Origin of the sequence: Candidatus Njordibacter sp. Uisw_058 (assembly GCF_047730065.1) — a bacterium.
Classification (GTDB): Bacteria; Pseudomonadota; Gammaproteobacteria; order Pseudomonadales; family Balneatricaceae; genus Njordibacter.
Genome location: NZ_CP159829.1, coordinates 315572 through 341531 on the forward strand (window position 1 = coordinate 315572; position 25960 = coordinate 341531).

General features: G+C 43.8%; 27 protein-coding genes. 13 read left to right on the forward strand and 14 right to left on the reverse strand.

Translation table 11 applies throughout. The features are described from left to right. Window positions 1-194 precede the first annotated feature (194 nt). The 3 genes from pdxH to ABXT59_RS01545 are packed head-to-tail and all read left to right on the forward strand — an operon-like array spanning window position 195 to window position 2246. On the forward strand, window positions 195-839 hold the full coding sequence (pdxH, locus tag ABXT59_RS01535; RefSeq protein WP_443637236.1) for a pyridoxamine 5'-phosphate oxidase: 645 nt from the start codon (window positions 195-197) through the stop codon (window positions 837-839). A gap of 11 nt (window positions 840-850) precedes the next feature. Continuing rightward, a complete protein-coding gene (locus tag ABXT59_RS01540; RefSeq protein WP_443637237.1) occupies window positions 851-2047 on the forward strand; it encodes a class I SAM-dependent methyltransferase in 1197 nt (398 codons plus the stop codon). 34 nt (window positions 2048-2081) lie between these two features. Continuing rightward, window positions 2082-2246, forward strand: coding sequence for a hypothetical protein (locus ABXT59_RS01545; RefSeq protein WP_443637239.1), 165 nt, complete (start codon window positions 2082-2084; stop codon window positions 2244-2246). Window positions 2247-2452: 206 nt separating this feature from the next. Here the strand turns inward: ABXT59_RS01545 and ABXT59_RS01550 are convergent, their stop codons facing one another. Together ABXT59_RS01550 and ABXT59_RS01555 are read right to left on the reverse strand one after the other, a co-directional pair. Then, window positions 2453-3679, reverse strand: a complete 1227-nt coding sequence (locus tag ABXT59_RS01550) for a hypothetical protein (protein WP_443637241.1) — start codon at window positions 3677-3679, stop codon at window positions 2453-2455. 126 nt (window positions 3680-3805) lie between these two features. After that, complete coding sequence (locus ABXT59_RS01555) at window positions 3806-4402, reverse strand: lysophospholipid acyltransferase family protein (RefSeq protein WP_443637243.1); 597 nt, start codon at window positions 4400-4402, stop codon at window positions 3806-3808. A 116-nt stretch (window positions 4403-4518) separates the two neighbouring features. On the opposite strand from ABXT59_RS01555, the gene ABXT59_RS01560 reads away from it, so the two are divergent. The 3 genes from ABXT59_RS01560 (at window position 4519) to ABXT59_RS01570 (ending at window position 8396) form a co-directional block, all read left to right on the forward strand. Next, window positions 4519-5001, forward strand: a complete 483-nt coding sequence (locus ABXT59_RS01560) for an FKBP-type peptidyl-prolyl cis-trans isomerase (RefSeq protein WP_443637244.1) — start codon at window positions 4519-4521, stop codon at window positions 4999-5001. 100 nt (window positions 5002-5101) lie between these two features. After that, the gene (locus ABXT59_RS01565; protein ID WP_443637245.1) at window positions 5102-7954 is read left to right on the forward strand and encodes a valine--tRNA ligase; all 2853 of its coding nucleotides are present in this window, start codon (window positions 5102-5104) and stop codon (window positions 7952-7954) included. Window positions 7955-8189: 235 nt separating this feature from the next. Then, window positions 8190-8396: a cold-shock protein gene (locus tag ABXT59_RS01570; RefSeq protein ID WP_046484454.1), complete on the forward strand. Its 207-nt coding sequence runs from the start codon at window positions 8190-8192 to the stop codon at window positions 8394-8396. A 100-nt stretch (window positions 8397-8496) separates the two neighbouring features. Here the strand turns inward: ABXT59_RS01570 and ABXT59_RS01575 are convergent, their stop codons facing one another. After that, window positions 8497-8913, reverse strand: a complete 417-nt coding sequence (locus ABXT59_RS01575; RefSeq protein WP_443637246.1) for a DNA polymerase III subunit chi — start codon at window positions 8911-8913, stop codon at window positions 8497-8499. A 5-nt stretch (window positions 8914-8918) separates the two neighbouring features. After that, window positions 8919-10400, reverse strand: a complete 1482-nt coding sequence (locus tag ABXT59_RS01580) for a leucyl aminopeptidase (RefSeq protein WP_443637248.1) — start codon at window positions 10398-10400, stop codon at window positions 8919-8921. 196 nt (window positions 10401-10596) lie between these two features. Between ABXT59_RS01580 and lptF the strand changes: the two genes are divergently transcribed. Both lptF and lptG read left to right on the forward strand, forming a co-directional pair. Continuing rightward, the gene (gene lptF / locus ABXT59_RS01585; protein WP_443637250.1) at window positions 10597-11700 is read left to right on the forward strand and encodes an LPS export ABC transporter permease LptF; all 1104 of its coding nucleotides are present in this window, start codon (window positions 10597-10599) and stop codon (window positions 11698-11700) included. Then, on the forward strand, window positions 11687-12733 hold the full coding sequence (gene lptG, locus ABXT59_RS01590; RefSeq protein WP_443637251.1) for an LPS export ABC transporter permease LptG: 1047 nt from the start codon (window positions 11687-11689) through the stop codon (window positions 12731-12733). Before lptF ends, lptG begins: the two co-directional genes overlap by 14 nt. Here the strand turns inward: lptG and ABXT59_RS01595 are convergent. Beyond that, the gene (locus ABXT59_RS01595; RefSeq protein WP_443637252.1) at window positions 12730-13173 is read right to left on the reverse strand and encodes an RDD family protein; all 444 of its coding nucleotides are present in this window, start codon (window positions 13171-13173) and stop codon (window positions 12730-12732) included. The two genes, lptG and ABXT59_RS01595, sit on opposite strands and share 4 nt — an antisense overlap. 302 nt (window positions 13174-13475) lie before the next feature. Here ABXT59_RS01595 and ABXT59_RS01600 point away from each other — a divergent pair, with 302 nt between their 5' ends. Next, a complete protein-coding gene (locus ABXT59_RS01600) occupies window positions 13476-14063 on the forward strand; it encodes a DNA-3-methyladenine glycosylase I (protein ID WP_443637254.1) in 588 nt (195 codons plus the stop codon). Continuing rightward, window positions 14060-14953, forward strand: coding sequence for an alpha/beta hydrolase (locus tag ABXT59_RS01605; protein WP_443637255.1), 894 nt, complete (start codon window positions 14060-14062; stop codon window positions 14951-14953). The genes ABXT59_RS01600 and ABXT59_RS01605 overlap by 4 nt, the downstream gene beginning before the upstream one ends. A gap of 18 nt (window positions 14954-14971) precedes the next feature. Here the strand turns inward: ABXT59_RS01605 and ABXT59_RS01610 are convergent, their stop codons facing one another. Next, window positions 14972-15565: a hypothetical protein gene (locus ABXT59_RS01610; protein ID WP_443637256.1), complete on the reverse strand. Its 594-nt coding sequence runs from the start codon at window positions 15563-15565 to the stop codon at window positions 14972-14974. Window positions 15566-15753: 188 nt separating this feature from the next. Between ABXT59_RS01610 and ABXT59_RS01615 the strand changes: the two genes are divergently transcribed. The 3 genes from ABXT59_RS01615 (at window position 15754) to ABXT59_RS01625 (ending at window position 18046) form a co-directional block, all read left to right on the forward strand. Continuing rightward, on the forward strand, window positions 15754-16110 hold the full coding sequence (locus tag ABXT59_RS01615; RefSeq protein ID WP_443637258.1) for a hypothetical protein: 357 nt from the start codon (window positions 15754-15756) through the stop codon (window positions 16108-16110). A 76-nt stretch (window positions 16111-16186) separates the two neighbouring features. Beyond that, window positions 16187-17134, forward strand: coding sequence for an alpha/beta fold hydrolase (locus ABXT59_RS01620; protein ID WP_443637259.1), 948 nt, complete (start codon window positions 16187-16189; stop codon window positions 17132-17134). A 354-nt stretch (window positions 17135-17488) separates the two neighbouring features. Then, window positions 17489-18046, forward strand: a complete 558-nt coding sequence (locus ABXT59_RS01625; protein ID WP_443637260.1) for a LysE family translocator — start codon at window positions 17489-17491, stop codon at window positions 18044-18046. Here the strand turns inward: ABXT59_RS01625 and ABXT59_RS01630 are convergent. From ABXT59_RS01630 to ABXT59_RS01665, 8 genes are all read right to left on the reverse strand, one after another. Next, entirely contained in the window at window positions 18041-18862 is an 822-nt protein-coding gene (locus ABXT59_RS01630) for a phytanoyl-CoA dioxygenase family protein (RefSeq protein ID WP_443637261.1), read from the reverse strand. The genes ABXT59_RS01625 and ABXT59_RS01630 overlap by 6 nt on opposite strands. A gap of 319 nt (window positions 18863-19181) precedes the next feature. Next, window positions 19182-19562 (reverse strand): hypothetical protein, encoded by a 381-nt coding sequence (locus ABXT59_RS01635; RefSeq protein WP_443637262.1) that lies wholly within the window; start codon window positions 19560-19562, stop codon window positions 19182-19184. Continuing rightward, entirely contained in the window at window positions 19559-20701 is a 1143-nt protein-coding gene (gene dapE / locus ABXT59_RS01640) for a succinyl-diaminopimelate desuccinylase (protein WP_443637263.1), read from the reverse strand. Before dapE ends, ABXT59_RS01635 begins: the two co-directional genes overlap by 4 nt. A 13-nt stretch (window positions 20702-20714) precedes the next feature. Continuing rightward, a complete protein-coding gene (dapD, locus tag ABXT59_RS01645; RefSeq protein WP_443637264.1) occupies window positions 20715-21752 on the reverse strand; it encodes a 2,3,4,5-tetrahydropyridine-2,6-dicarboxylate N-succinyltransferase in 1038 nt (345 codons plus the stop codon). Window positions 21753-21823: 71 nt separating this feature from the next. Further along, window positions 21824-22207, reverse strand: a complete 384-nt coding sequence (locus ABXT59_RS01650; protein ID WP_443637265.1) for a Spx/MgsR family RNA polymerase-binding regulatory protein — start codon at window positions 22205-22207, stop codon at window positions 21824-21826. A 285-nt stretch (window positions 22208-22492) separates the two neighbouring features. Further along, complete coding sequence (locus ABXT59_RS01655) at window positions 22493-23218, reverse strand: alpha/beta fold hydrolase (RefSeq protein WP_443637266.1); 726 nt, start codon at window positions 23216-23218, stop codon at window positions 22493-22495. 49 nt (window positions 23219-23267) lie between these two features. Next, window positions 23268-24809, reverse strand: coding sequence for an ABC transporter permease (locus ABXT59_RS01660; RefSeq protein WP_443637267.1), 1542 nt, complete (start codon window positions 24807-24809; stop codon window positions 23268-23270). Further along, on the reverse strand, window positions 24806-25882 hold the full coding sequence (locus ABXT59_RS01665) for a quaternary amine ABC transporter ATP-binding protein (protein ID WP_443637268.1): 1077 nt from the start codon (window positions 25880-25882) through the stop codon (window positions 24806-24808). The genes ABXT59_RS01660 and ABXT59_RS01665 overlap by 4 nt, the downstream gene beginning before the upstream one ends. Between the last annotated feature and the right edge of the window lie 78 nt (window positions 25883-25960).

The following is a 25960-nucleotide window of genomic DNA, read 5'->3' on the forward strand; positions in this document are numbered from 1 at the left end:
CGTGACTTTACATTAAAAACAACTAATTTGAAATCTCCAACCTCAATCGTGTGGTAAATTTACTCACTTTTACTTCTTTGTCTGGCGCCGTTCCATACTTTGTTTTTAAGCTGACTGGATAACGGTTTCGGCTAAGGCCGCAGAAGCATATAATAACAGTGTGATTATTTACTAACTCAAAGCAGGTCAGGTGTATGTCTACTCAAAATTATCAAGATTACCGGCGCGAGTATGAGGCCGAAGGTTTGCGTCGACAAAGCTTAGCTTTAGACCCATGGCAGCAGTTTGCTGATTGGATGGAGGCGGCTGAAGTCGCTTGTCCACTCAATGCGACCTCTATGGCATTAGCCACAGCTTCAGCAACAGGTATGCCAAGTGCACGCATGGTGTTAATGAAAAGTTACGATGATAATGGTGTCGTTTGGTACTCTGATAGTCGCAGTGAAAAGGGGCAAGATATTGCTCATAACCCTCAAGCTTCGGTGCTATTTTATTGGCAAGCATTGGAGCGACAGGTGCGCATTTCTGGCACCGTGAGTCGGGTCTCAGAGGCCACGTCTGACGACTACTTTAACAGTCGCCCAAGAGCCAGCCAATTGAGTGCTGCTGCAACAGCACAAAGTCAGGTAGTGTCTGGTCTTTCAGATCTAGAGTTTAATGTTGCCCAGCTTGATCAGCATACCCAAACCACAGCTGTTAAGCGCCCACAAGATTGGATGGGATTTTGTCTGAAACCTGTGCAATTTGAGTTTTGGCAAGGCCAGCCTAGTCGTTTACACGATCGCTTTAGATATCGACAAGCAGGGGATGCTTGGTCTATTGATCGATTAGCACCCTAACCACATATCAAATGACACAACCATTAATGATCAGTGCTTTGGGTGAATTAGTAGTGGCGAGGGTGCCATATTCTGCCAATGAGACCTTACAAGCGTTTGACCAGGCAGATGTATTGGCGCTTGAATACTTGCAGGCAGAAGCTTTACTCAATACCCAGAGCCGAGTGCTCATGGTCAACGAACCCTTTGGTGCCATTACCTGTGGGGTGACCAAGGCCATGGTGGCGCTGGATGGCTCATTGCCAACTCTTTGGAGTGATTCCCATAATGCGCACCTTGGTCTGCAGCACAATGCCTATGCTAATCAACTGCCTTTGGCTCATTTTGTGCCGGCCCAAAAAACGCCCCAAGGCCCCTTTGACCTTGTCTTATTTCGACTGCCTAAAAGTCATGCTTTATTGCGTGATCAGTTGCAACGCATCTTACCCCAACTGACTCCCAGCGCATTAATTATTATGCCGATAATGGTGAAGCACATGGACAAAGCTGTTTATCAGCTACTGGAGTCTCTGCTAGGAACAGTGACCACTAGCTTGGCGCGTAAAAAGGCTCGCTTAGTCTTTGCTGGCAACCATGGTGGGATTAATGCCACGAGTAATGCTGGGAGTAATGCTAGGGAAAATAAAGCAGCGTTAAAGCAAACTTTAAAGCCAGCAGAGACGTCATGGGAGTTGCCATCGTATGGACTTTTTTTACACCACTTTAGTGGTGTGTTTAGTCGTAATAAACTAGATCCAGGGGCTCAAGTGCTATTGCATTTATTTCCAAAGGGGCCCTTTCAACGGATCATTGATTTAGGCTGTGGCAATGGCATCCAAGCGATTGTTGCTGCCAAAAAGTGGCCACAATGTGAAGTTATTGGCATCGATGAATCCTATATGGCAGTGGCATCAGCGACGATCAATGCCACTGCCAACGGTGTTGCTGCACAGTGTGAATTTATGGCGGGTGACTGTCTAACTGAAATACCTTCGCAATCAGCCGACTTGATTTTATGTAACCCACCTTTCCACCAAGAGCGTGTCATGGGTGATCAAATTGCTATGCGTATGTTTGCCCAAGCAGCTCAGGTACTGACTGCAAGTGGTGAGTTTTGGGTGGTAGGTAATCGTCACTTAGGCTACCACGCGAAGCTTAAACGTTGGTTTTCGCGGGTTGAGCAGGTGGGTGGCCACCCAAAATTTGTAGTCTTAAAAGCGCAGCTTTAGGGTGTTTCAGTTTTACTAAGATTAGACTCTAGTCATGTCTGAGTTCCAGTTTCGCGTTGTCGATACCTCTGTTATGCCACAAATAATTTCAGGAAATTTAAATGCCCCAACTCAAATGATAGCTGCTCGTGCAGCAGATATGATTTTAGGAAAGGAACAATTAAGGCCTATAAAAGCAACTTTTGCGTTTGATGTTTGAGGGAGAATTACTTCTGAGATAGTATTACTGACTCAATTCTACTTTTGTTGTTTCTTTTTTGACAACAATATCGTCTATACAAAGTTCGGATTTAGAGGCTTATTTCGATGGTTTCAAATGACCATCCCAAACAACCTCTTCTCCTTCAGCATAAAATTCACAGACTCCAACAATATTATTTTCTTCTTTCCATTTTATGCATTCATTTAGTGCGTTTCTTTGGTTCTCCCAATGCCACTCTCACAGCGCCCACCCTCACCAGCAACAATAAACATATAGCCTTTAGAATTAAATTCATTTTTGTTTATGTTTAAGTAACTATTCCAATTATTATTAATCAAGCCTCGACAAACTTCATCAAGTTTAGTGTTGTAATTAACTGTTTCAATTTCCTCTTCATCAGAATTTAAAAATTGATTTTTGACATCAGCTTTTGTCATCGAAGTATTAAATCTATAAGTACCATTGTGTTTTTCAATCTTGAACCAATTATCTTTAAGGTATTGAATTTTAGGGTCGTTATCTTGAAATTCTTCTACTCTAGCACAGTTATGAAAAAGGCTACCATTAAGAATTCTTGATTCATCTAGCCAGCCTTCTTCTATTTTTAACCTTAAAGCACCTAATCCTTTTTCAGCAACCCCAGGGTCTTCTAGTTTGAATCCATGACGTGATGCATTTTGTACTGCCCAATGAAAGATACTCTGAACGTAGTCCTGTTGTGAATTATCAAAAATAGAAACGGAGTGTTTTGCAAAATACTCTGCCGCAGCTTCTATAACCCAAAGGTCATTTGGACCGCTACAATTATTTCTCAAATCATTTTGTAGAGAATGATAAATTTCATGGAAAAACACTCTGAGTAATTCTTTATTGTTATCTTTTCTTTGCTCTGGGCTAACAGACATCATAACAAATCTTACATCTCTACAGAGCGGGTCCTGGAGTCCAGTGTAGAAGCCATTTTTCAAAACCCATTCAATAGTATTTAATAAATCATTTTTCCCTCTTGCATCAATACAGCTTTTATTTGCTAGAAATTTTTTGACTGTTTGAAGTGTTTTCTTTATTTGAGAGTCATCAATAATTCTTTCATGTGAGACGTGAACTGAGCCTAAGAAATCCATCTCATCATTTTGTGTGACAGATAAAAAATCACCAAGAGGATAGATTAGTACAAGATTTTTTGTGATGGTATTTGTCATTTTTGAAGAGGCATAATCTGCCTTATCAGTAAAATAACTATCCTCAAAATCTGTTAAATTAATAATTTGAAAATCGATTTTATTTGAATTTCCTCCACACTCAAATACAAAATAAGTACCATCTGCAGATATACTCCTTACTGGCTCACTACCATCGGGACATCCTGCTGCGAAACCTTGAATTGAGAAAAGGGATAGAATTAAAAGAAAGATATATTGTTTAAACATACGTTGAGTATATACCTACTAATTTTAATTAAAAGATTCAAAATGGTCTATTGAATAATCTAAATATACAAACTTAGTGATAAAGTCCAAACTTCGTTTCATCTGTGAGGGAGGGATTATTTATAGTTAGCCGAGTTCAATGTCTGAGTTATAGTTGCTTGGATTTTTCCCTACCATGGGGCGATAGAAATCGGCGATAACCTGCATGTCAGCAGCCATATTTTCGCTCGGTTTAAGAACTTTACCAATGCCGCCAGTGCGCGTTGCGTAATCAAAGTAAGCCAGTGCTAAGGGTACGCCCGCGCCCTTAGCCATGTGATAAAACCCCGTCTTCCAGCGTGCGACTCTATCACGGGTACCTTCAGGCGCGATGGCCAAAATCAAATTTTCGTTATTAGCGTAAACCTCAATTGATGTGTCTACAAAATTTTTACTCGCTTCCCGATTCAGCGGAATACCCCCTAACCAGCGCATGATTGGGCCAGCAGGGCCTTTAAATAGTGTGTGCTTACCAATAAAATACACTTCCAAGCGCATATGAAATGCCATGGCAATGCCTAGGGGAAAGTCCCAGTTAGACGTGTGTGGTGCTGCGATAATGAGGTAACTTCCATGTGTGGGCGCCACGTTAATGACCTTCCAGCCATTAAGCTTTAATATTAACCAAGAAAGCAGCCTCACAGTATGAATAACACCTGGGGTATTGTGAATGGTAAAATGCATAGAAATACGGGCCTAGGTGTAAATTTTGCGGTATTATAGCAGGTCGCCCATGAGCGCGAGTAAAGTTTAATTTTATTAGCCCTAATCAAAGTATTGAGGGCGCTTTGGAGTCACGAATGAAAATTGCCGAAAATAGCGTAGTTAGCTTCCATTATACCCTGACCAACGGGGCTGGTGAGTTAGTTGATACCTCACGCGAAGGCGAACCTTTACCCTACTTACATGGTGCAAATAATATTGTGCAAGGCCTTGAAGAAGCACTCGTAGGTAAACAGTCAGGTGATAAATTACAGGTTGAAGTGCCGCCCCACCTTGGTTACGGTGAGTATATGGAAGAGATGGTTCAGCAAGTGGATCGCCAAATGTTTGCTGGTATTGATACCTTAGAAGTGGGTATGCAATTCCATGCCGAAGGTGATTCAGGGCAACAGCAGGTCGTTACTATCACTGCGATTGAAGGCGACATGGTGAGCGTTGATGGTAATCACGATTTAGCGGGTGAAATACTCAATTTTGATGTGGAAATTATAGATGTGCGAACAGCTTCTGAAGATGAATTGGCTAATGGCCATATTCATGGTCCAGGTTGCAACCACTAGTTTTTATGACCTTTGTTTTTTAAAGGGGTTATTTCTAGGCCCTTTGAAGACAGATTAGCCCTGCTACATAACCCTTATTTCAGAGCACCTGCCTAGCATTATGGAAAAGACATATAACCCCAGTGCCATCGAGCAACAATGGTACCAACAATGGGAAGACAATAATTACTTTGCCCCCTCGGGTGAAGGCACCCCCTACAGCATTGTTATTCCGCCACCCAATGTGACGGGTAGCTTGCATATGGGGCACGCTTTTCAAGACACCATTATGGATGCCTTAACACGATTCAAACGTATGCAAGGTCATGACACCTTATGGCAAGTGGGTACTGATCATGCAGGTATTGCTACGCAAATGTTGGTGGAGCGAAAAATTCAGGTTGAAGAAGGCAAAACACGGCATGATTTAGGCCGGGATAAGTTTCTTGAAAAAGTGTGGGAATGGAAAGCTGAGTCTGGGGGCACTATCACCCAACAACTGAGACGAATGGGTGCCAGTGTAGACTGGAGTCGAGAACGCTTTACCATGGATGATGGCTTTTACACTGCGGTGCAAGAAGCTTTTGTACGTTTGTATGATGATGGTTTAATTTATCGGGGTAAGCGGTTGGTTAACTGGGATCCCAAACTACACACTGCCATTTCAGACTTAGAGGTGGAATCTATAGATGAAAAAGGTTATCTGTGGCATTTGCGTTACCCACTAGCGGGTGGTGCCACCACTGACGATGGTAAAAACTTTTTAGTGGTCGCGACTACTCGGCCAGAAACTATGCTGGGTGATGCTGCGGTTGCAGTCCATCCTAAAGATGAGCGATATAAGCATCTTATTGGCCAGTTTATAGAGTTGCCCTTGGTGGGTCGTTTGATTCCTATTATCGCGGATGATTATGTAGATCAGGAGTTTGGCACGGGGTGTGTCAAAATCACCCCAGCACATGATTTTAATGATTACACTATGGGCCAGCGCCATGATCTAGGCATGATTAACGTATTCGATCACGATGCCGCCATAGTCCAAGTACCTGAGGTCTACACCACCTCAGGTACGGTGGTTGCAGAGCATGAAGAAAGTATTCCTGCTGCTTATCGTGGCTTAGATCGATTTGTGGCACGTGAGCAAATTGTGACTGATCTTACTGCAGCAGGTTTGCTTGAAGAAATTGAAGATCATGGGCTGAAAGTGCCCCGTGGTGACCGATCTGGGCTGATCATTGAACCTTTGCTGACCGATCAATGGTTTGTGAGTACTAAGCCACTGGCAAAACCTGCCATCGAAGCAGTAGAAAATGGCCGTATCGAATTTGTGCCTAAACAATGGGAAAACACTTATTTTTCTTGGATGCGAGATATTCAGGATTGGTGCATCTCACGCCAGCTTTGGTGGGGGCATAGGATCCCTGCATGGTACGACGATGATGGTGCCTTTTATGTGGGTCGCAGTGAAGCCGAGGTGCGCCTGAAACACAAATTAGGTGACATCAATCTTAAACAAGATGAAGACGTTCTGGACACTTGGTTCTCCTCAGGATTATGGACTTTTGGAACTCTTGGATGGCCCAACTCTACAGAAGCTCTGGCGAAGTATCACCCAACGGATGTATTGGTCACTGGGTTTGATATTATTTTCTTTTGGGTAGCGCGCATGATCATGATGACCATGCACTTAACCAAAGACGAAACTGGCGAAGCACAAGTACCCTTTAAAACAGTCTATGTACATGGTTTAGTGAGAGACCAAGACGGCGAAAAAATGTCTAAATCTAAAGGCAATGTAATCGATCCGCTAGATTTAATTGATGGTATTAAGCTTGATGCGTTGTTGGAAAAGCGCACAGGCAATATGATGCAGCCACAGTTGGCTAAAAAGATTGAAAAACAAACCTTAAAGCATTTCCCCGATGGTATTGCCTCATACGGTACTGATGCCCTGCGCTTTACCCTGTGTTCATTAGCATCCACCGGAAGAGACATTAAGCTTGATCTGGGCCGTATTGAAGGTAACCGTAATTTCTGTAATAAGATCTGGAATGCCACTAACTATGTGCTGATGAATTGTGAAGCTGAAGATTGTGGCCAAACGGGTGGTGAAGTTGAATTAAGTTTAGCCGATCGTTGGATTCGCTCACGCCTGCAAAAGGCCGAACAAAAAGTGACTGAGTCTATGGGGGTATACCGCTTCGACCATGCTGCTGAAGCCCTATATCATTTTATTTGGAGCGAATATTGCGATTGGTATTTGGAGTTATCTAAGCCTGTTTTGTGGGATGATAATGCAACAGAGGCTCAGTTGCGTGGTACTCGCCACACTTTAGTTGGGGTACTAGAAACGGTATTGCGTTTGGCGCACCCGTTGATGCCCTATATTACTGAAGAAATTTGGCAAAAACTCAAGGGCCTTGCAGGCAAAGAGGGGACTAGTATTATGCTGCAAACTTATCCGGTTGTCGATGCAGGTTTGATTGATGAAACGGCTGAAGTTGACTTAAACTGGGTACGTGGGGTAATTGATGGAGTGAGGAATATTCGCGGTGAAATGAATATTGCCCCCGGCAAACCGATTCCCGTGCTGTTAAAGCAAGGAGACACTGCAGACAGGCAGCGCCTTAATACCAACAGTCAGTTTCTTATCAAGTTAGCCAAGTTAGAATCTATTACTTGGCTAGAAGAAGCTGACGAAGCCCCATTGAGTGCGACTTCACTCGTCGGTGGATTAGAAGTATTGGTGCCGATGGCTGGATTGATTGTTAAAGATGCAGAGTTGGGACGTTTAAATAAAGAACTTGGCAGACTGCAAGGAGAGATTAAACGCCTTGGTGGTAAACTTAGTAATGAAAAATTTGTGAGCAAAGCACCTGCTCAAGTCATTGACAAAGAGCGTGATAAATTAAGAGATGCTGAAACTGCGGCCAGTAAGTTGCAGCAGCAAGTCGCCAAAATTGAAGCGATCTAGGCGCAATGGACGCATATATTGGTTATTTGAGGGAACCCAGTCTGTTATTAATTCGACTCTAGGGGTATTAATTGACTTTTCTCTTTGGGCGGTGCTAGACTAAGCATCGCACTAGCTTGACCGTTATGTGTGGAGTCACAGACGATCCCTGAGTTGACTAACAAGCAAAACTTGTTTGTAAGAAGCACAGTCAAAGATGGTTTGTAAATTTAATTTAGTAGCAAAGAGTAAGAATATGAGCAAAGGTACAGTGAAGTGGTTTAACGCCGATAAAGGTTTCGGTTTCATCACTCCAGAAGATGGCGGAAAAGATTTATTCGTACATCACTCTGAAATCCGCAATGGCGGCGGTTACGCCACTTTGAACGACGGTCAAGCCGTAGAATTCGAAGTTGGCCAAGGCCAAAAAGGCCCTTGCGCCAACAATGTTGTTCCTTCTTAATTAGTTAAGAAAATAACATTAATAAAACGCCGCTCACAGCGGCGTTTTTTTTGTCGTCAAGAAAAGTAGACGACGGTCTTAATGATTGGCTCAGACAGTCTTAAAGCTTGTGGTATTGCATGGTCCTGCCAGATTTTTGGTAAGTGCGAAAATGCTCACGGGTGGTTATGAGCATTGTGTGCTCCTGTGTCACCAGTTCAATAATTCGCTCATACTCTTTGGGTGCAAGGTCTGAGCACAAATTGATACAGATATCCTTGTGTTTGGGCACCACAACAGAGTCAGGGTGGCCCAGTATGATAGAGCTATCAATCCTTTGGTCGGCACAAGCGTGGGCAATAAAAGCATCAGGTTTAAAGGCCCAAAGGTACTGGTCGAGGTGCGCCACTTCCGCTTCATCCTGACAGAGGATGTACACTGCTTGACTAGCAGCTTCAGCTTTCTCTAATAAGCGACACAACACAGGGTAACGGCTGGCCGGATCAGCAGAGTTAAGCTGATAGAAATCTGCTCGCACTGCTTTTATGCCTGATTGACTATGTGCTGCACCAACAGCGGTACACAGCGTCCAGTAGAGCCTTTTTTGGCTCCTGAGGTCCAGGCTGTGCCAGCAATGTCTAAATGAGCCCAAGTAAAGCTTTCAGCAAAACGAGACAAGAAACATGCTGCTGTAATAGTGCCTGCAGCACGGCCACCAATATTACCTAAATCAGCAAAGTTGCTGTCTAGTTGTGCCTGATATTCTTCACCCATAGGCAACTGCCATGCATGATCAAAGGCTTGCTTACCAGCACTCATTAGACTTGTAGCAAATGCGTCATCATTACTCAGTACAGCGCTGGTGTGGTGGCCAAGAGCAATAATACAAGCTCCTGTAAGCGTCGCAACATCGACTACAGTTTTAGGTTTAAAACGCTCAGCATAAGTTAATGCGTCACACAACACGAGGCGACCTTCAGCATCAGTATTAAGTACCTCGACAGTTTTGCCTGACATCGTTGTAAAAATATCTCCAGGTTTAGAGGCTGTACTAGAAGGCATGTTTTCGGCACTAGCTACAATAACGACTAGGTTGACTTTTAAATCCATTTTAATGACCGCCTGCATGGTTCCCATAACGCTAGCGGCGCCACACATGTCGTACTTCATTTCGTCCATTGCAGCACCTGGCTTAATGCTAATACCGCCTGAATCAAAGGTAATTCCTTTACCTACTAGCACATGGGGTTGGGCCCCTTTTTCGCCACCTTGGTAATTGATGACGATAAGTTTAGAGGGTTCAGCACTGCCCCTACCGACGGAGAGAAGAGAATGCATCCCTAGGGTTTCCATTTCTGCCTCTTCGAGTACTTGAGTTGTGACTTTATCAGAGCCAGCAGCCAACTTGTGGCCCTGCTCAGCTAAATAACTTGGAGTACAGATATTACCAGGAAGATTGCCCAAATCACGACATAGATCCATTGCCTGAGCAGTGGCTACTGATTGATCTAGTTGAACTTGAGAACTTGTGTCAGCTAACAAGATCATATCAGTACTGGGTGGGACGTCTTTAGGTGTTGTTTTAAACTGATCAAACCGATAACACGCTTGCACTATGGCCTCTACTGTGAGGCGGACCTTACTATTTAGGTCTAGGTTTTTTGTTTGTATTGTGGTCAATTGGTTGAGCACAGAAGGACCAGGGTTCGAGCTAATTTGTGACCATGCAGATTGAACTAATTGATGGTACTTGCGCCCAGTGAGTTGATCGGCAACACCAGTACCGATGACTAAAATACGGTCTGGACCTGAGCCAGCGTTAAGGAACAATTGACTACTTTTAAATTTACCAGATAAGTCGCCGCTGGCAATAGCATGGGTGATGGCACCGTTGAGTAATTCGTCAGCGGCCTTAAGGCAAGGGGTTATTAGATCATCATGACCTTCTGCTGCCTTGGCTAAGGGTAAAATCACACTGGACCCGGCACTAAGTTCAGTCGCATTCTGTTGTAAAGAAAAATTCATGGTGTCTCCAAGACAAATTAACAAGTGAGGGCCTTCGTATAACTCAAGGCATGGTAAAATTTTACGCCAAAACGATTGATGTCTCTAGGGAAGTTTGGGGATAATGTGGCTTAAATCTTTGTTTTGCAAAAAATCTGATACACTTATGCCCATCGTTAGCCTTAGGTAGCTATTACTCTGTGAAGAAGCCAGTCATTTGTCCTTAATTACCCGTTATATCAACAAAGAAGTGCTAATCAGTGCGTTGGCTGTGAGCATGGTGTTGCTGCTTATTATATCCAGCAGCCGCTTTGCTTATTATCTCAGTAAAGCTGTGACTGGCGAACTCGATGCTCAAGCGGTATTAATTATTATCGTTAACTTGTTGCCTGCATACTTAAGTACATTATTGCCCTTAGGTGGCTTTTTAGGGGTGCTACTGACCCTGGGTAAGTTGAGTGTTGACAACGAATTGACAGTGATGTTTGCCAACGGTGTGAGCCAGCGGCAACTCGTGCAAATGGTACTTGTACCGTTATCCATATTGGCTGTGCTGGTTGCCACTTTGAGCCTTTGGCTAGCACCAGAGACTTCTCGTAACGTGGAAGAAATTCTCTATCAACAATCTCATACCACTGAGTTTGACAGCATTGTGGCAGGTCGTTTTCAGGGTAATATCGAGCGACAAGTTATTTATGCTGAAACTATAAGTGATGACCGTCAGCAACTCCTCAACGTCTTTGTTTTTAATCGTCCTACAGCAACGGCATCACCTGCGTTAATCAAGGCCACTTCAGCTCGACAAATATTTGATGAAACCTATCAAGAGCGTTACTTATTACTCAAGCAAGGCTCAAGAACAGATGGTGAACCAGGACAGTTAGACTATACCGTTACCCAGTTTGAAGAACTGGCTGTGCGTTTGTATAACGAAGAACTAGAAATTAACATCACCCGAGGATTTACCTTGCCTACGCTGATGCTTATTGGTTCAGATAACGCCGATCACAGGGCTCAGCTTTACTGGCGTATTTCCTTACCTTTGATGACTATTATCGTGAGCTTTATCGCCATCGCATTAGGCCAAGTTAATCCTCGCAAAGGACGTTTTGTGAGACTGCTGCCTGGCATTCTGCTGTATTTAATTTATCTATCTGTATTAACTAGTCTGCGTGATGAAATGACTAAAGAAATCGCTAATGCAGACCTAAAAATATGGCTACTGCATGGCTTTTTTCTTTTATTGGGTTTAATTTTATTATTTGGACCACATTGGTTTAGGCAATGGTCTAGGAGAGGTAATATTAATGCGCCTGCTTGATCTGCATATTGCCCGCCACATCTGGGCCTCTGTAGCCATCGTTCTGCTAGTTATTCTTGGCTTAGATCTCATGACTGCCTTGGGCAATGAACTAGATGCATTAGACAATGGCGCCAGCTTTAAGCAAGTATTAACGTATATGATATTAACTGTGCCCCGAAGGATTTATGAATTCATGCCACTAACGGTGTTAGTGGGGTGTTTGGTTGGGCTAGGAGCATTAGCTAACAACAGCGAACTTACGGTAATGCGAGCTTCTGGTATTTCTGTTTGGCGTATTGTTTGGTCTGTGACTAAAGCAGTGTCTATGTTTATTGTGGCAGCGGCTTTATTGGGTGAACTGGTGGCCCCAGTCAGTCAGAGAATGGCTGAAATTGAGCAATCACAGTACAAAGGTGTGGCCTCAACCAAAGGGTTTTGGTTGCGAGAAAATAATGATTATATTTTCGTTCAATCTGTGCGCTCTGATGGGGTCTTGCAAGGTGTTGCAAAGCACCGTTTCAAAAATCATAATTGGCAACAAACTGTGGTTGCAGAAAAAGGTATATTCGCTAATCAGCAGTGGACTTTACATGACTTACAAGAAGTATCTGTTGAAGGACAGAATGTACTTCAAAAAGGTCAGTCTACTGCACCTTGGTCAGTCTCTTTAAAACCTCACCTGCTGTCCATTTTGAGCATGGACCCACAGCACCTAGCAATTGCTGATTTAGTCCAATACAGCCAATATTTAGATCACAGTGGGTTAGAAGCAGCACCTTATGAATTAGCTTATTGGAAAAAAGCCTTGCAACCTTTGGGTACTTTATCCTTAGTTTTTGTGGCTATTTCCTTCGTCTTTGGCTCTACTCGAACCGTGACCCTAGGTCAAAGAGTGTTGGTGGGCGTATTGGTTGGTTTGGCGTTTAACTACGCTCAAGCCGTTTTAGGGCCAGCCAGCAGTGTTTTTGGGTTTACTCCCTTGCTCGCCTACTTGTCACCTATTTTAGTGTGTTTTATTAGCGGCTTATGGTTGCTTCGTAAAGCTGGCTAAACTTCGTTTTTAGGCAGTTGAACGATGCGGCTGTTAGACCAGTGATCGTGCCAGCTTAATTTGTTGTTATCGAACATGATCCACCAATAGCCCATGCCAAGAGCAGCGGCGGAAAATATAGCAGCCATAAAACGTAATAGCGCTTGTTTAGCACTCAGGGGCTGGCCTTGATCTGATTCTACCCTCAAGCGCCAAGCGATCATACCGAGCGTCTGCCCAGATTGGGTCCAAAATAAAGCAAAAAACAAGAAAGTAACAAGAAACACAGTGCTCTCATAGATTGGACCAGTGACGGCTTCTCCATTATTAAAGAAAAGGAATACATAGCTTATCGTCATCCAGACAGCGATGACTAGCAAACTATCATACATCATCGCCAGCAAGCGCTTTACTAAGCTAGCATTAGGATGGTTATGGGAGGTAAAGCGTCTGTTACTCATAGTCTGGGCGCCGGATGGGTGTTAACAATTACACTCAGATATTGGATCATGTGTTAAATTGTTGGATAAAAATGGGTAATGACTATAGCACAAATAAGGGTTATTTGGAGGCCAAGCTAGCCGTCAAAAAAGTAATGGTTGAGTTGTTTAAGTAGGTGGCTCAGATGTTTCGCTAGAGTGGTTTCATATTTAAATAAGAAGTGAATATAATACAACCACATCAAAAGGGGTTTTACTTAATATTCAATTCAAAGCCACACCAATTGGGCGCCCAAAAATTAAGCCCAAATTATGGAATATACATGCAAGACCTTCAGAAAAAACGTTGCGGATGGCCAGCAAAAGATGATCAGTATTTAGCTTATCATGACCAAGAATGGGGTCGAGTGGTGCATGATGACACGCAGCTATTTGAACAGTTAGTATTAGAAGGTGCTCAAGCTGGATTGTCTTGGCTCACTATCCTTAAGCGTAGGCATCATTATAAACGTGTCTTCTGCCATTATGATGTTGCTAAGTTAGCCGCGTTTACAGAAATTGATGTGGCGAGTGCTCTTCAAGATACAGGCATTATACGCAACAGATTAAAGGTTCAAAGTGTGGTCAATAACGCCTCAAAGTTTGTTACTGTGCAACAGGAATTTGGTAGTTTTGATTCCTACATTTGGAACTTTGTTGGCGGAGTGACTCTGGTCAACCAGTTTGAAAAAGAGACTGACGTCCCGACCCAAACAGAAACTTCAGCAAAGATTTCCAAAGACTTAAAGCAACGTGGGTTTAAGTTTGTTGGTCCAATTATTATGTATGCCTACATGCAGTCTATTGGTATGGTGAATGATCATTTAAAAAGTTGTTTTTGTTATTCAGAATGTTGTCAGGAGTGCATATGAAGCGTTTAATTATTTGGATTTTATTGGTTATCTTTTTAGTTGTTATGGGGGGGATTTTGTTAGTGACTTATCAACAAGCAGATGATCTAGTGCATAATCCTATAGAAAATCGTGCTCCTGTAAAACACCAACTGAAGGATTTTGATCTTCAGGTTCAAGAAGTTGTAGTGAGGAATCCAGATGGACAAAAGCTTCATGGCTATTTTTCAGCTGGCAGTAACGGCGCATATGTAATGTTGCAACATGGATTTAAAACCAATCGGAGTTATATGTTTGAAGAAGCTAAAATATTACAGGATTCGGGTTATGGAATCTTGCTGACAGGTATTAGAGCCCATGATTTAAATGATGGTGATGAACTCACAATGGGTGTAAGAGAGGTGGAAGATCTTGATACTTGGTATAACTATTTAATAGAAGCACAGTCTGTTGGAAAAGGTAAAGTGGGAATATTTGGTGAATCAATGGGAGGATCTATAGCAATTGAATATGCCGCGCTTAATCAGGATATTGCAGCCGTTGTTGCTGAGAGTTCATTTTCTTCGTTGCAAGACACAATTAACGTTTCAGTGGAATACTACACGGGGCTGCCAGCTTTCCCTTTTGCCCCAATAATTGCACTTTGGGCAGAAATTATAACTGGAATAGATATAAAACAGATCAATGCAACTAAGGCAGCAGCTAAACTTTGTAATACCCCATTATTTATTATGCAAGGTGGGCAGGACACAGTGGTATCAGTAGAAAGTGGCCAGTGGCTTTACGATGCCGCTTGCGGGGATAAAGAGCTTTGGTTTGACGAAGCTCTTGGGCATGTTGATTTTGTTACAAAGAAACCAGACGAATTTAAGCGTCGGGTGGTTGGATTCTTTAATCAATCTTTACTGTAGGTTATTGTAAGGAGGCCCTTAAAATTTCGAGCCAATGCTTACGTTAAAGCTAGAGGATGTCGCCTTAGTGCTAGTTTTAGCCAACGTAGTCACCTTAGATGTATAGCCAATGTTTAGTATCAAAGCATCCATGAAGCCTATATTTAAATCAAATCCAGTTTCTAAATCATCAAATAGATTAGAGGTGCTAGTGCCTAGTTTGAGTGCCAAGCTTGAGGACTCGCCTACACTGATGTGGTGCATTGCACCCAGCATCATTAAAGTTTCGCTATTAGTCCCTGCTTTTACTCTGTTGCCACTAAAATAGGTGGATGTATTTTCCCCCAACCGATAACGCACGCCAAGGTCCATGAAACTAATAGAGTTGTCAGCGCTGCTGGGCGAGGCACTGCTGGAACTCAGCATAAAGGCTAATTTTTCACTTATAGCGACGTCTACGCTAATTTTCGCTTTTGATCCACTGAGAGGATAAAGGGTACTATTGACGTAGACGTTTCCACTGTTTTTAGTCACACCAGCAGCGGCTTGACTGCCTGCTGCCATACTTGTGACAGGTATAGATAACAAAACTGCCATGGCAACTACTGTTGCCGCTTGACCTAATTTTTTCATCTTCACTTTTCCTTAATTATTCCATTAATCTTTAAAACCAGCGTTATTATGACGCCACAATGCTTTTCGTGCAATTCAGTAGGCTGTATTATTTTGATTCATGTTCAGGTCAAAAGATTCACCCAGCAAGCCGTTAAAGGCTTGTATTATAGCCACATAATCAAAATTAATTCATGGAAGCCAGCCTTGTGAACTTATCCAATGCTCTAATAACACGCCGCGTATCCTGGGCCTCAGTTTACCAAGCTGCATCGGTGGCAGGATTATGTTGCCCTGTATGTGGTGCCGCCCAAGAAGATGAGCTCCAAGTTTTGCGGCCGTGTATACACCTCGCCTGTTGTTACGACCAAGAGGCTCAGCAGTTTACCTTTAAAAGTGACGACTTTAAGCAACGATTAGCGACAACGAAAATTTCCTTTACGGATGAGTTAGACGCTCAGGTGTTGGCTCAACTAGGCTATGGAGATGAGCTCTTAGCCCTCGAACTCACCCGTGCAGGTTGCTGGAGTCGCGAATTATTTACGTTTAACTTTAATGTGAGCTAATGAACGCTTATTTGCACCTCAGTGAGACATGCTTTCTAATGGGGGATTATGATTAATTCGTTATTAGGTTTCTTACATGTCAAACACCAAATGTCACATCATACAACTTGATTCCTTGGAGGATGGGGTCACGCTGCATGTGCACCTGTGGCCCACTAAAAATGCCATAGGCTGGGTGCATATTATGCATGGCATGAGTGAGCATGGGGGGCGTTATGATGGTTTAGCTAAAGTCCTCAATAGTGAGGGTTTCAATGTCAGTGCTGGCGATCACCGAGGCCATGGGCTTACTGGCAAGGCTGCTAATACCTTAGGCCACCTAGCCAACCAAAATGGTTGGAATAAAGTGGTGGTGGATCAGGCAGAGATCATTACTCATTTGCAACAGCAATGGAACCAACCGTTAACCATCTTAGGACACAGCATGGGGTCTTTTTTGGCCACTAGAGTGGCCCAAAGATATGCCAAAAAATTAGCTAATCAACTGCAGGGTTTAGTGCTTTCAGGGTCTAACTATAGTCCACCTTGGTTATTTAGAATAGGCTCTGTAATCGCCTCATTTGAAAGGTGGCATCGAGGTCCATTTGATCAAAGCTGGCTATTAGACCAGTTATCTTTTGGCAGTTTTAATAACAACTTTAAGCCCCTTCGCACACCGAAAGATTGGATCAGTTCAGACTCAGCAGCAGTGGATGCTTACATCGCAGACCCCCTAGCGGGTCATGGTATTAGTAATCAGTTTTGGTATGACTTTCTGCTCGGTCTGGCTGAATTATCTGAGCCAGAGTCTATGTCTCAAATTAATAATAATTTACCTATATACCTTTTTTCAGGTGATAAAGACCCTGTTGGAAAACAAGGTAGAGGAGTGATTGCTTTGCAAAAAGCCCTACAACGGGCGGGCTCTAAACAGGTCGACTGCTGCTTATATCCGAATGGTCGACATGAGATGCTTAATGAGTTGAATAAGCAGCAGGTTATTCAAGATTTGTTAGTTTGGCTGCAAAAAATTGTGAAAAGGTAAAGTTTATTCAATAGAGTCAAAGTCACTCAATCAGAATTCTTGATGAATTCGATGACTATTATGACCCCGGTATGTAAGTTGGAATTTGTTGTGGTTATTGAGTCTATTTTAGTCATTTTGTTTTGACTATTTTTGTATCAACCATAAACTGACCTTTAGCTTGCTCTGAAATTCACTAAATTAGGTATTTACGCTATAATTCTCGACTTGTATTAAGCCTGCTAGCATCGCCAAATTGCCCTAGACGAATGCTACGTATGGCATTACCTTAACATTTGATACTGCAAAAGGCAGAGGAAAAAAATGACACTTACGATATGGTTTTCCCTGGTTGCAATTTGCTGCTTAGGGGCAATGTCTCCCGGACCCAGCTTAGCCGTTGTGTTGAGGCATACTATTAGTAACGGCCGTGCCCATGGCATAGCGACAGCAGTGAGTCATGCAGCAGGAGTTGCCTTATGGGCGTTGCTTACCGTTTGGGGACTAGCCCTGTTAGTGGTTGAATGGCCCTTGGTGTATCAGTTATTGACCTATGCGGGAGCCGCCTATTTGATGTGGATGGGCATTAAGGCTTTGCGCTCAAATGGTGCGGGTCCGATGCATATAGAACCTTTGATTGCACCCCTTGGCGAAGCAGCTAGAGACGGATTAATGGTGTCTTTATTAAACCCAAAATTAGCCTTTTTCTTTATAGCGTTGTTCTCTCAGTTTGTTTCTGCCGAATTAGTTTTAGCGGACAAATTAGTGATGACAGGTACCGCTGCGATCATTGATGCTGGTTGGTATATTATTGTGGCACTGGCCTTGTCGCACTCCACAGTACTTGAAAAGTTGCAGTCTAAATCGGCTATCATCGACAAGATCAGTGGAGTCATATTGCTAGGTTTGGCCCTGCGGGTAGTGACTTTATAGGGCTGTCATGGGCTGTAGCCAATTATTGGTGGGATAATTACAAACGGCATCTACCAAATGCAGGGTAAAAGCTTGGCGTGACTTTTCTGAGGTGTTGGCTGCACTATAATGGGGCAGTTGCCCGTGTAAAATAATGAGGGTGCCTGCGGGAACTTCTAGTAATTCCAACGGTGTTAAAGGCCACGGTTCATCGTCTAATATTTCAAATTCTGTGCCTCCATTTTCTGATAACTTAAAACGTTGTTTTAGCGTAATTTTGTGACCACCCGTAAGGGCCTGCAAACAACCATTGCTGGCTGTCGCATCTTCTAAGGCGAGCCAAAATCCAATACAACTTTTAGGCTCAGTATAGAGAAAGGTTGAATCCTGGTGCAGGCCTACTTCACCACCAATACTAGGTTGCTTAAAAATGTGCATAGATTGCACTGCCTCAGGCTTTTCTATACCAAGATCACGACCCAAAGAAGTAAAATCCAGCTCGTTTACAATGCCTTTATATACCGGGTCTAGTCGGTGTTGGGCATGGCCTATTTTATTAATAGATTTTTGTTTAGGCACGGTAAAATGGCCTTCACTGTCTATGGCCTTCTCTTCAAAGAAAAAGCTAACGTTACTGCCAGATGCTAAAAAGTAATCATCACTCGTTCGTTCTTGTTCATCCGTTTTAAAAATGGAGCGGACTGGGGGTGGTTCAAACGCTTCAATAAGTTCTTCGGCTCGTTGCATTAGGCCCTGACGCTGGATTGGCGATATAAAATCAGGAATAACAAGGTAACCTTGTTGGTCGAATTCTTGAAGTTGTTGAAGGCTAAGCATAATTAAGATCCACAGACTAAACTCTGACTTTTGCATAAAACGCCGTAATATACAAAACCTTTATTGACTCTTTCTCTATTGAGGTGATTAAGACCATAGCCATCCATAGTCTTTGTAAAACTAAATATCACCTGCTCGTCATTCGGGACGATTGAAGAGCATTTAATTGTGGATTTTACTCCAGAAATTGCAGAGCATTAGGTGCCATTCGTTCAAGATCCAAAGTTTATCTGCCTCTGTGCTTGAACAACTAGCAGGGCCATCGCATGAGTGTTTGGTACGGCCATGGGCAAAGCATTATCAGCCAGTCACCTATAGGCTAAAACCAGTCAATAGTGTTTTCACCGTCGGTGTCAATATTTAACCATTGATCTGGGGCATCACCCTCCTGCCAACCAGAAATAACACAACGCACAGTCGACCGAAAGTGCTGGAAGGCTTGTTGGGCACAGTCTTTGTCATCGGCCCAGGGAGTGATTTTGGTGTTAAACCAAATACTACTAAAGTTAGCATTAACCTTGTTGAGCACCAGAATTTCGAATGCTTGGGGTTGGTCTCTAAAAGTCGCCCAGTAAGATTGACGCTTAGGAGTAAAATCCTTAATTTCAAGGCTAGACGTACAGGTTTGTAACCAAGTTTTGATCGCCTCTGGACCAACTGACTTAATGTAAATTTCAATATCGGATGGCATATTACTCATGAACCTTTCACCATGAGGCGCGTCAGAATCTCAAAGTAGACTTGCGTAAGCTGTTCTAAATCTGCCACCTTGACACATTCATTGAGTTTATGGATCGTGTCGTTGCAAGGCCCAAGTTCAACCACCTGGGCTCCTGTTGGGGCAATAAACCGGCCATCAGAGGTGCCACCTGCAGTGGACAATTGGGTTTCAGTGCCGGTGATGGCTTTAATAGCATGGCGGCAAGCGTCCACCAAAGCACCCGATTTCGTTAGGAAGGGCAGGCCGTTATAAGTCCATAAAATATCGTAAGTCACACCATGTTGATGCAAAATAGCTTCAAGTTTAGTCGTCAGGTCAGTTGCAGTAAGTTCTGTGGAATAACGAAAATTGCACATGACTTCTACATGGCCAGGCACCACATTAGACGCACCCGTACCTCCATTAATATTAGCAATCTGAAAGCTGGTGGGCGGAAAAAATGCATTACCATCATCCCACTTGGTTGCTGCGAGCTCAGCCAATGCGGGTGCAATTTTATGGATAGGATTGTCCACTAAGTGAGGGTAGGCCACGTGGCCTTGTATGCCTTTGGCAGTAATAGACGCTGTCAAAGAACCCCGCCGGCCATTCTTAATAACGTCACCCAAAGAAGCGGTGGACGAAGGCTCGCCGACAATACACCAGTCTATTTTTTCATCGCGCGCTTCTAAAGTGTCGATCACTCGGGTGGTACCATCAACAAAGGGGCCTTCTTCATCACTGGTTATTAGCAAGGCCAAACTGCCTTGGTGATCTGGATGAGCGGCAATAAATTGCTCCAGAGCAATCACCCAGGAGGCTAAACTACCTTTCATATCAGCCGCCCCTCGGCCGTATAAAAAGCCATCCTTCAGCGTCGGCTGAAATGGAGGGGTATGCCATTGGTCTAATGGGCCACTGGGCACTACGTCCGTATGCCCAGCAAAGGCCAAGACTGGCTTTTCTGTGCCACGGCGGGCCCAAAAATTATCTACTGCGCCAAAGCGCATGCGCTCAATATTAAAACCTATAGCTTCAAGGCGAGCAATCATCAATTCTTGGCAACCCTTATCCTCGGGTGTTACTGAGGCACGGCCCATCAGATCTTGGGTCAAAGCGATGGTAGGGGACTGAGACATAATTTGAGTCACTTTAGTTGTTACTGTGTAGATCAGAATTGAGTTCCACTGCCGTACCATTAGGCTTGACTTCAATGCGACCATTGAGAGAATTGCGGCGGAATAAAAGGTCAGGTTTGCCAGCTAGCGTTGACGCTTTAACAGTGGCTACTAACTCATTACGTGCATCTAATAAGGCTACTTTTGAACCACCAGTAATGTAAAGGCCTGCTTCGATAATGCAGCGATCACCAATGGGAATACCCATACCCGCATTAGCGCCGATAAGACTATCTTGACCGACCGAATTAACGATTTTGCCTCCTCCAGATAGAGTTCCCATAGTAGAGCAGCCACCGCCTAAGTCACTGTTATGACCTACGGTTACACCTGCTGAAATACGTCCCTCAATCATACCGTGGCCCAGGGTGCCTGCATTAAAGTTAATAAAGCCTTCATGCATTACTGTGGTACCTTCAGCCACGTGTGCTCCTAAACGCACCCGAGAGGCGTCACCAATGCGAATCCCTTTGGGCACGGCGTAGTCAGTCATGCGGGGAAATTTATCAACGGCGTTAACGTGCAGTAATTCACCCCGTAAACGTGCGTCCATCTGGCGTTGAGTTAAATCTTCAATAGCAATAGCACCTTCATTAGTCCAAGCTACATTAGGCAAGAGCCCAAAAATACCACTTAGATCCATAGAATTAGGCTGCTTAAGGCCTGCAGAGAGCAGTTGAAGTTTAAGATAGACCTCAGGGGTGGTTTGTGGGCCAGAGTCTGTTTCTAACAATGAAACGACCATCGGTTGGCCCGCATTAGCTGCCTGGGTTAACCACTTAGCTTGATCTAATTCTCCAGCATCAGTGCATGCCTTTGCCAGCGCGCTAGCCTGTTTTGCATCGATTGATAAGGCGTGGTTCCCCGTCACTATTTGACTACCCAGAACATCAGTGAGCACGGTCACTAATTCAACACTAGGATTTAAAATAGGCTGTGGATAGAAAACCTCTAGCCATTCTCCCTGACTAGATTGGCTACCAATGCCAAAGGCAAAACTGAAATGGCTCATAGGAATCTCCAATAAATGTTGTGTACAAACTAAATCGTTCGATATTATAGAATAAAAGTTGCCGTTAAAAACTATCGTTTAAAAATGATGGCATATTGCTCAGGTTTAAAACCACAAAAGACTTGCAAAGCTAATTCATCTTGGTTTTCTGAGGCCGGTTGCAGGGTCAGCAAGGGCCGTTTAATCATGCTAGGGTTTTGGGCCAAAAGTTCGCAAATATTAGACTCGCTCACAGCTTCCTGCTGCGCTGCAGATAGTTTGCGCCAGGTGGTGCCGCGTTTATTAAGCAGGAGTTCCCAACCTACTTGAAGCGACCAAGTCTGAAGTTCGAGAACACTTGGGGGGTGTTTCTTGTAATCCCTAAAACTAAATTCAATGCCTGCAGCCTTGAGCCATTGTTTCGCTTTTTTAATGCTGTCGCAATTACTGATGCCGTGCATTTGTATATGAGTCAAAGGGGTTTCCAAACAAAAGTTGAGACGCGGATGGGAAGAGCTGTAGATGGCCCAAAGAAGCGCCGCCTAAATAATACCAGAAACCTGCTTTGATTAGCTATTTAGGGGCGCTAAAATAATGTTAATCAACTGATTTATATCTGCGTGACTTGATCTGATTTATCTTCAGTTACCTTCATTTATCTTCAGTTATCTTGAACTAAGTGAGGACAAAGCTTTAAGCGCCAAAACATGGTTGGGCTCCAAGTTCATTAATCATGATTATGATTAAATTTTGGGGTTGGCCTAAAGTTGGAAAAAGTCCATGAGTAATTGATTAAACAAGTGCGGTTTTTCTAGGTGAGCTGCATGGGCACAACCGGGCATTACAGCTAACTGTGCGGCGACAATATTACGCCATAGTTGCTCTGGCTGACTCCACTGGTAGGTCCGGTCACCATCACCCCAAATAACTAACGTGGGTGACTTAATTTGCGTCAGATATGACTCACCTGACCAAGGCTCCATGGCATTAAGCCCTGCCAAAGATGCCTGCAGTGAGGCTTTTTCTGCAAGTTCTGCACACACATTATATTGTGTTGCCTGCTCGCCTTTAATAAACCAAGTGGCTGCGATACGACACCCTGTGGCTTGTGCACCATCAGCAGTGACCCGTCGCTTAGACTCTTGAATAGTTTCAAACCGATTGGGCAGCATACCTATTGGGCCAGTCCCATATAAAATTAAATGATCAATTCTAGAGGGCGCTATGGCCACCATTTCTTGCACAATCATGCCGCCCATGGAGTGTCCTAACAAATGGAAGTACTCTATCCCTAAATGATCAAGTTGGCCAAATACATACTCAGCATAGCCCTTAATAGATTGGGGCGATTCCATGGTTTGGTTGAGTCCAAATCCAGGCAAGTCTAGGGTGACAAGATTAAAGTGCTGAGATAACAAGGTGACCTGTTGTGCCCACTGTGCGCTGCCACCCAAATAACCATGGACTAAAACCAAATTTTTCTTCATTAATCTTTCATTCTCAAATCTGTAGGCTAACACCCACCATCAGCATGGGTTATTTTCTTTCACCTTGAACTATTCTATCGAGCATCATGGCACAAAAAAGGATAGCAAAGCCAGCCAGAATACCTTGGCCGACATTGGCATACTGAAGGGCCTCGAGCACATCTTCTCCCAGGCCTTTAGCGCCAATCAAGGACGCAACTACCACCATTGCCAAACTTAGCATGATGGTTTGATTGACGCCTGCACGAATAGAGGGGCTCGCTAGAGGTAGGTCCACACGGGTGAGCAAGTACCATTTACTGGCACCAAATGAAATCGCCGCCTCACGTACATGCTCAGGCACACCCCTTAAGCCAAGTACCGTCAAACGGACAACGGGTGTGCCACCGAAGATCATTGTTGTAACCACAGCTGCGGCTTTGCCCGTGCCAAAAAAAGCGATCACTGGGATCATAAATACAAATGCTGGCATGGTTTGCATGAAATCCATAATGGGCCGAATAAAAGCATAAAACTTGACTCTGCGGGCACAGTACAAGCCCAGGGGAATACCGATTAAAATCGATAAACATGCGGCTGTTCCGAGTAAAGCCAATGTGGTCATAGACTTTTCCCAAAAGCCCAAGAGCCCAATATAGAGTAAAAAAGCACCTGAATAGACAGCAGGGCGCAAACCCGCAGAAAGCCAAGTTAGGAGGATGATGAAACTTGCAATCACCATCCAAGGAGTTTGTACAAAGATCATTTCTAAGCCTTCCAGCATAAGCCGAATGCCATAGGTAATAGAGTCAAAAAAGGCTTCGCCATTAATGACTGCGAAAGCGAATAAATTCTCTACCCAATCAATACTTGCCAATCTGATGCCATGCTCTGTGGGAAATTCGATAAGCCAAGGATATAGACCAGGAAAACTGTAGTGAGTGACTGTGGCTCCTATGATGAGCAGCATGAAGCCAGTGGCTAAAAATATATGTTTAGTGGGCATACCCGAGACGATATTCGCATCAAGCAGCCAATCTGAGAAACGCTTTTCAAATAAGGTATTAGCCGTCACTGTTTGTACGATTTTGATCCCAATTAAGGTGGCAATGCCGCCAAGAGTGATCACCAATCCATTGCCTTCAAGTTGCTCTGCCTCTAGGCGAATCCCACCAATAGCATTCTCTAGGGACTCAACCGTACGCCGGTAGACATCGATCTTATCGGTATTATTTTCGATGGCAGATGTGAGCTGCTGGCGTCTTAATTCAAGGGTGCCTTCTATGCTAGCAATCCTGCCCCATGCCTCGGTCGCAAGATCACCAAAAAGGCCACGTACAATCTGCACTAGGGCAAAGGTCTCAACAATTAAAAATATAAGTCCCCAATTCCACATGCCACGGGCCGCAAACCAGATAGGGCCAATGATGCCGGCCCACATATTGCAGGTCCAGACAAAGCGGGAGTCATTGCCAATACGGGTGAACTGTTGATCATAATAGTCTGCATTGGTTCTGACAAATTCAGCGACCTGTTGTTTACGCACAATTGTTGAATCGTCGTCCTGGCTAGGCCTATTATTATCCATGGTTTCGGTGGTTAAGTTATTCATGATGTTTCTGCACCCTCTACAATCACCTGTAATATATCGCGACGGGTAACAACACCAACATCAATTCCTTTTTCCTGCACCACAATGGGCAGATCTACCTTAATAGAAAGTTGAATTAAGTGACTCAATGTCTCACTTTCTTGGACTCGTGGAGCGTCATTCGATGGTTTGCCATGCCTAGTCTGATAGTCGGCCATGGGTTGCATTACTGCATGGGCACGAACAATTTTTAGTCTGGATATACCTGCCACAAAATCGGCCACATAATCGTCAGCTGGATTCATGACGATATCTTCAGCTGTGCCAATCTGAATGATTCTGCCATCACGCATAATGGCAATACGATCACCTATACGCACTGCTTCGTCAAGATCGTGAGTGATGAATAATGTGGTCTTTTTCATCACTGCGGACAACTTGATAAACTCGTCCTGCAATTGGCGTCGAATTAAAGGATCTAAGGCACTAAAAGGCTCGTCCATCAACAGGACCTCTGGATCAGCAGCCAACGCTCTAGCAAGACCAACGCGCTGCTGCATACCGCCAGATAGCTCATGTGCAAACTTATTTCCCCATGCATCCAGTTCCACTGTCTTGAGCATTTTTGAGGCCAATCTGGTTCGTTCATTTTTGTTCATTGAACGAATTTCTAGGGGCATTGCTACATTGTCCAGCACGGACCGATGGGGTAACAATGCAAAATTCTGAAAAACCATTCCTATTTTTAAGTTACGGAATTTCTGCAACTCTTGAGGATTAAGTGCCATGACGTCGGTACCATCGATGAGGATCTTCCCATCAGTTGGTTCAAGTAACCGGTTGAGGTGACGCACAAGGGTAGATTTACCGCTACCAGACAACCCCATGACACAAAAAATTTCACCTCTCTTAACACTTAGGCTAACGTCAGCGACACCCACTACGGCGTTGTAAGTCTCGTGTACCTGTGACTTGGTGAGGCCTTCTTCCCTGATAGCTTTTAAAGCTTGGTCTGCTTGGTCGCCAAAAATTTTCCATACATTGGAAATTTCTATAACAATATCATCGGGTGATTCAATAGGCTGGGACGGCATACAAGAGACCTGTTAGCGGCTTGATAAAAGCAAATTATAAAAATAAAGCGGGTATCGGTCATAGACCCATACCCGCAA

Bases quoted from the DNA above. Each gene is read 5' to 3' on its own strand.
- ABXT59_RS01665 (WP_443637268.1), bottom strand. From the start codon at position 25,882: ATGCCGTCCCAGCCTATTGAATCACCCGATGATATTGTTATAGAAATT.
- ABXT59_RS01565 (WP_443637245.1), top strand. From the start codon at position 5,102: ATGGAAAAGACATATAACCCCAGTGCCATCGAGCAACAATGGTACCAA.
- ABXT59_RS01545 (WP_443637239.1), top strand. From the start codon at position 2,082: ATGTCTGAGTTCCAGTTTCGCGTTGTCGATACCTCTGTTATGCCACAA.
- ABXT59_RS01605 (WP_443637255.1), top strand. From the start codon at position 14,060: ATGAAGCGTTTAATTATTTGGATTTTATTGGTTATCTTTTTAGTTGTT.
- ABXT59_RS01580 (WP_443637248.1), bottom strand. From the start codon at position 10,400: ATGAATTTTTCTTTACAACAGAATGCGACTGAACTTAGTGCCGGGTCC.
- ABXT59_RS01570 (WP_046484454.1), top strand. From the start codon at position 8,190: ATGAGCAAAGGTACAGTGAAGTGGTTTAACGCCGATAAAGGTTTCGGT.
- pdxH (WP_443637236.1), top strand. From the start codon at position 195: ATGTCTACTCAAAATTATCAAGATTACCGGCGCGAGTATGAGGCCGAA.
- ABXT59_RS01610 (WP_443637256.1), bottom strand. From the start codon at position 15,565: ATGAAAAAATTAGGTCAAGCGGCAACAGTAGTTGCCATGGCAGTTTTG.
- ABXT59_RS01555 (WP_443637243.1), bottom strand. From the start codon at position 4,402: ATGCATTTTACCATTCACAATACCCCAGGTGTTATTCATACTGTGAGG.
- ABXT59_RS01560 (WP_443637244.1), top strand. From the start codon at position 4,519: ATGAAAATTGCCGAAAATAGCGTAGTTAGCTTCCATTATACCCTGACC.
- ABXT59_RS01625 (WP_443637260.1), top strand. From the start codon at position 17,489: ATGTCTCCCGGACCCAGCTTAGCCGTTGTGTTGAGGCATACTATTAGT.
- ABXT59_RS01635 (WP_443637262.1), bottom strand. From the start codon at position 19,562: ATGAGTAATATGCCATCCGATATTGAAATTTACATTAAGTCAGTTGGT.
- dapD (WP_443637264.1), bottom strand. From the start codon at position 21,752: ATGAGCCATTTCAGTTTTGCCTTTGGCATTGGTAGCCAATCTAGTCAG.
- ABXT59_RS01655 (WP_443637266.1), bottom strand. From the start codon at position 23,218: ATGAAGAAAAATTTGGTTTTAGTCCATGGTTATTTGGGTGGCAGCGCA.
- lptG (WP_443637251.1), top strand. From the start codon at position 11,687: ATGCGCCTGCTTGATCTGCATATTGCCCGCCACATCTGGGCCTCTGTA.
- ABXT59_RS01540 (WP_443637237.1), top strand. From the start codon at position 851: ATGACACAACCATTAATGATCAGTGCTTTGGGTGAATTAGTAGTGGCG.
- ABXT59_RS01620 (WP_443637259.1), top strand. From the start codon at position 16,187: ATGTCAAACACCAAATGTCACATCATACAACTTGATTCCTTGGAGGAT.
- dapE (WP_443637263.1), bottom strand. From the start codon at position 20,701: ATGTCTCAGTCCCCTACCATCGCTTTGACCCAAGATCTGATGGGCCGT.
- ABXT59_RS01600 (WP_443637254.1), top strand. From the start codon at position 13,476: ATGCAAGACCTTCAGAAAAAACGTTGCGGATGGCCAGCAAAAGATGAT.
- ABXT59_RS01660 (WP_443637267.1), bottom strand. From the start codon at position 24,809: ATGAATAACTTAACCACCGAAACCATGGATAATAATAGGCCTAGCCAG.
- ABXT59_RS01630 (WP_443637261.1), bottom strand. From the start codon at position 18,862: ATGCTTAGCCTTCAACAACTTCAAGAATTCGACCAACAAGGTTACCTT.
- ABXT59_RS01595 (WP_443637252.1), bottom strand. From the start codon at position 13,173: ATGAGTAACAGACGCTTTACCTCCCATAACCATCCTAATGCTAGCTTA.
- ABXT59_RS01550 (WP_443637241.1), bottom strand. From the start codon at position 3,679: ATGTTTAAACAATATATCTTTCTTTTAATTCTATCCCTTTTCTCAATT.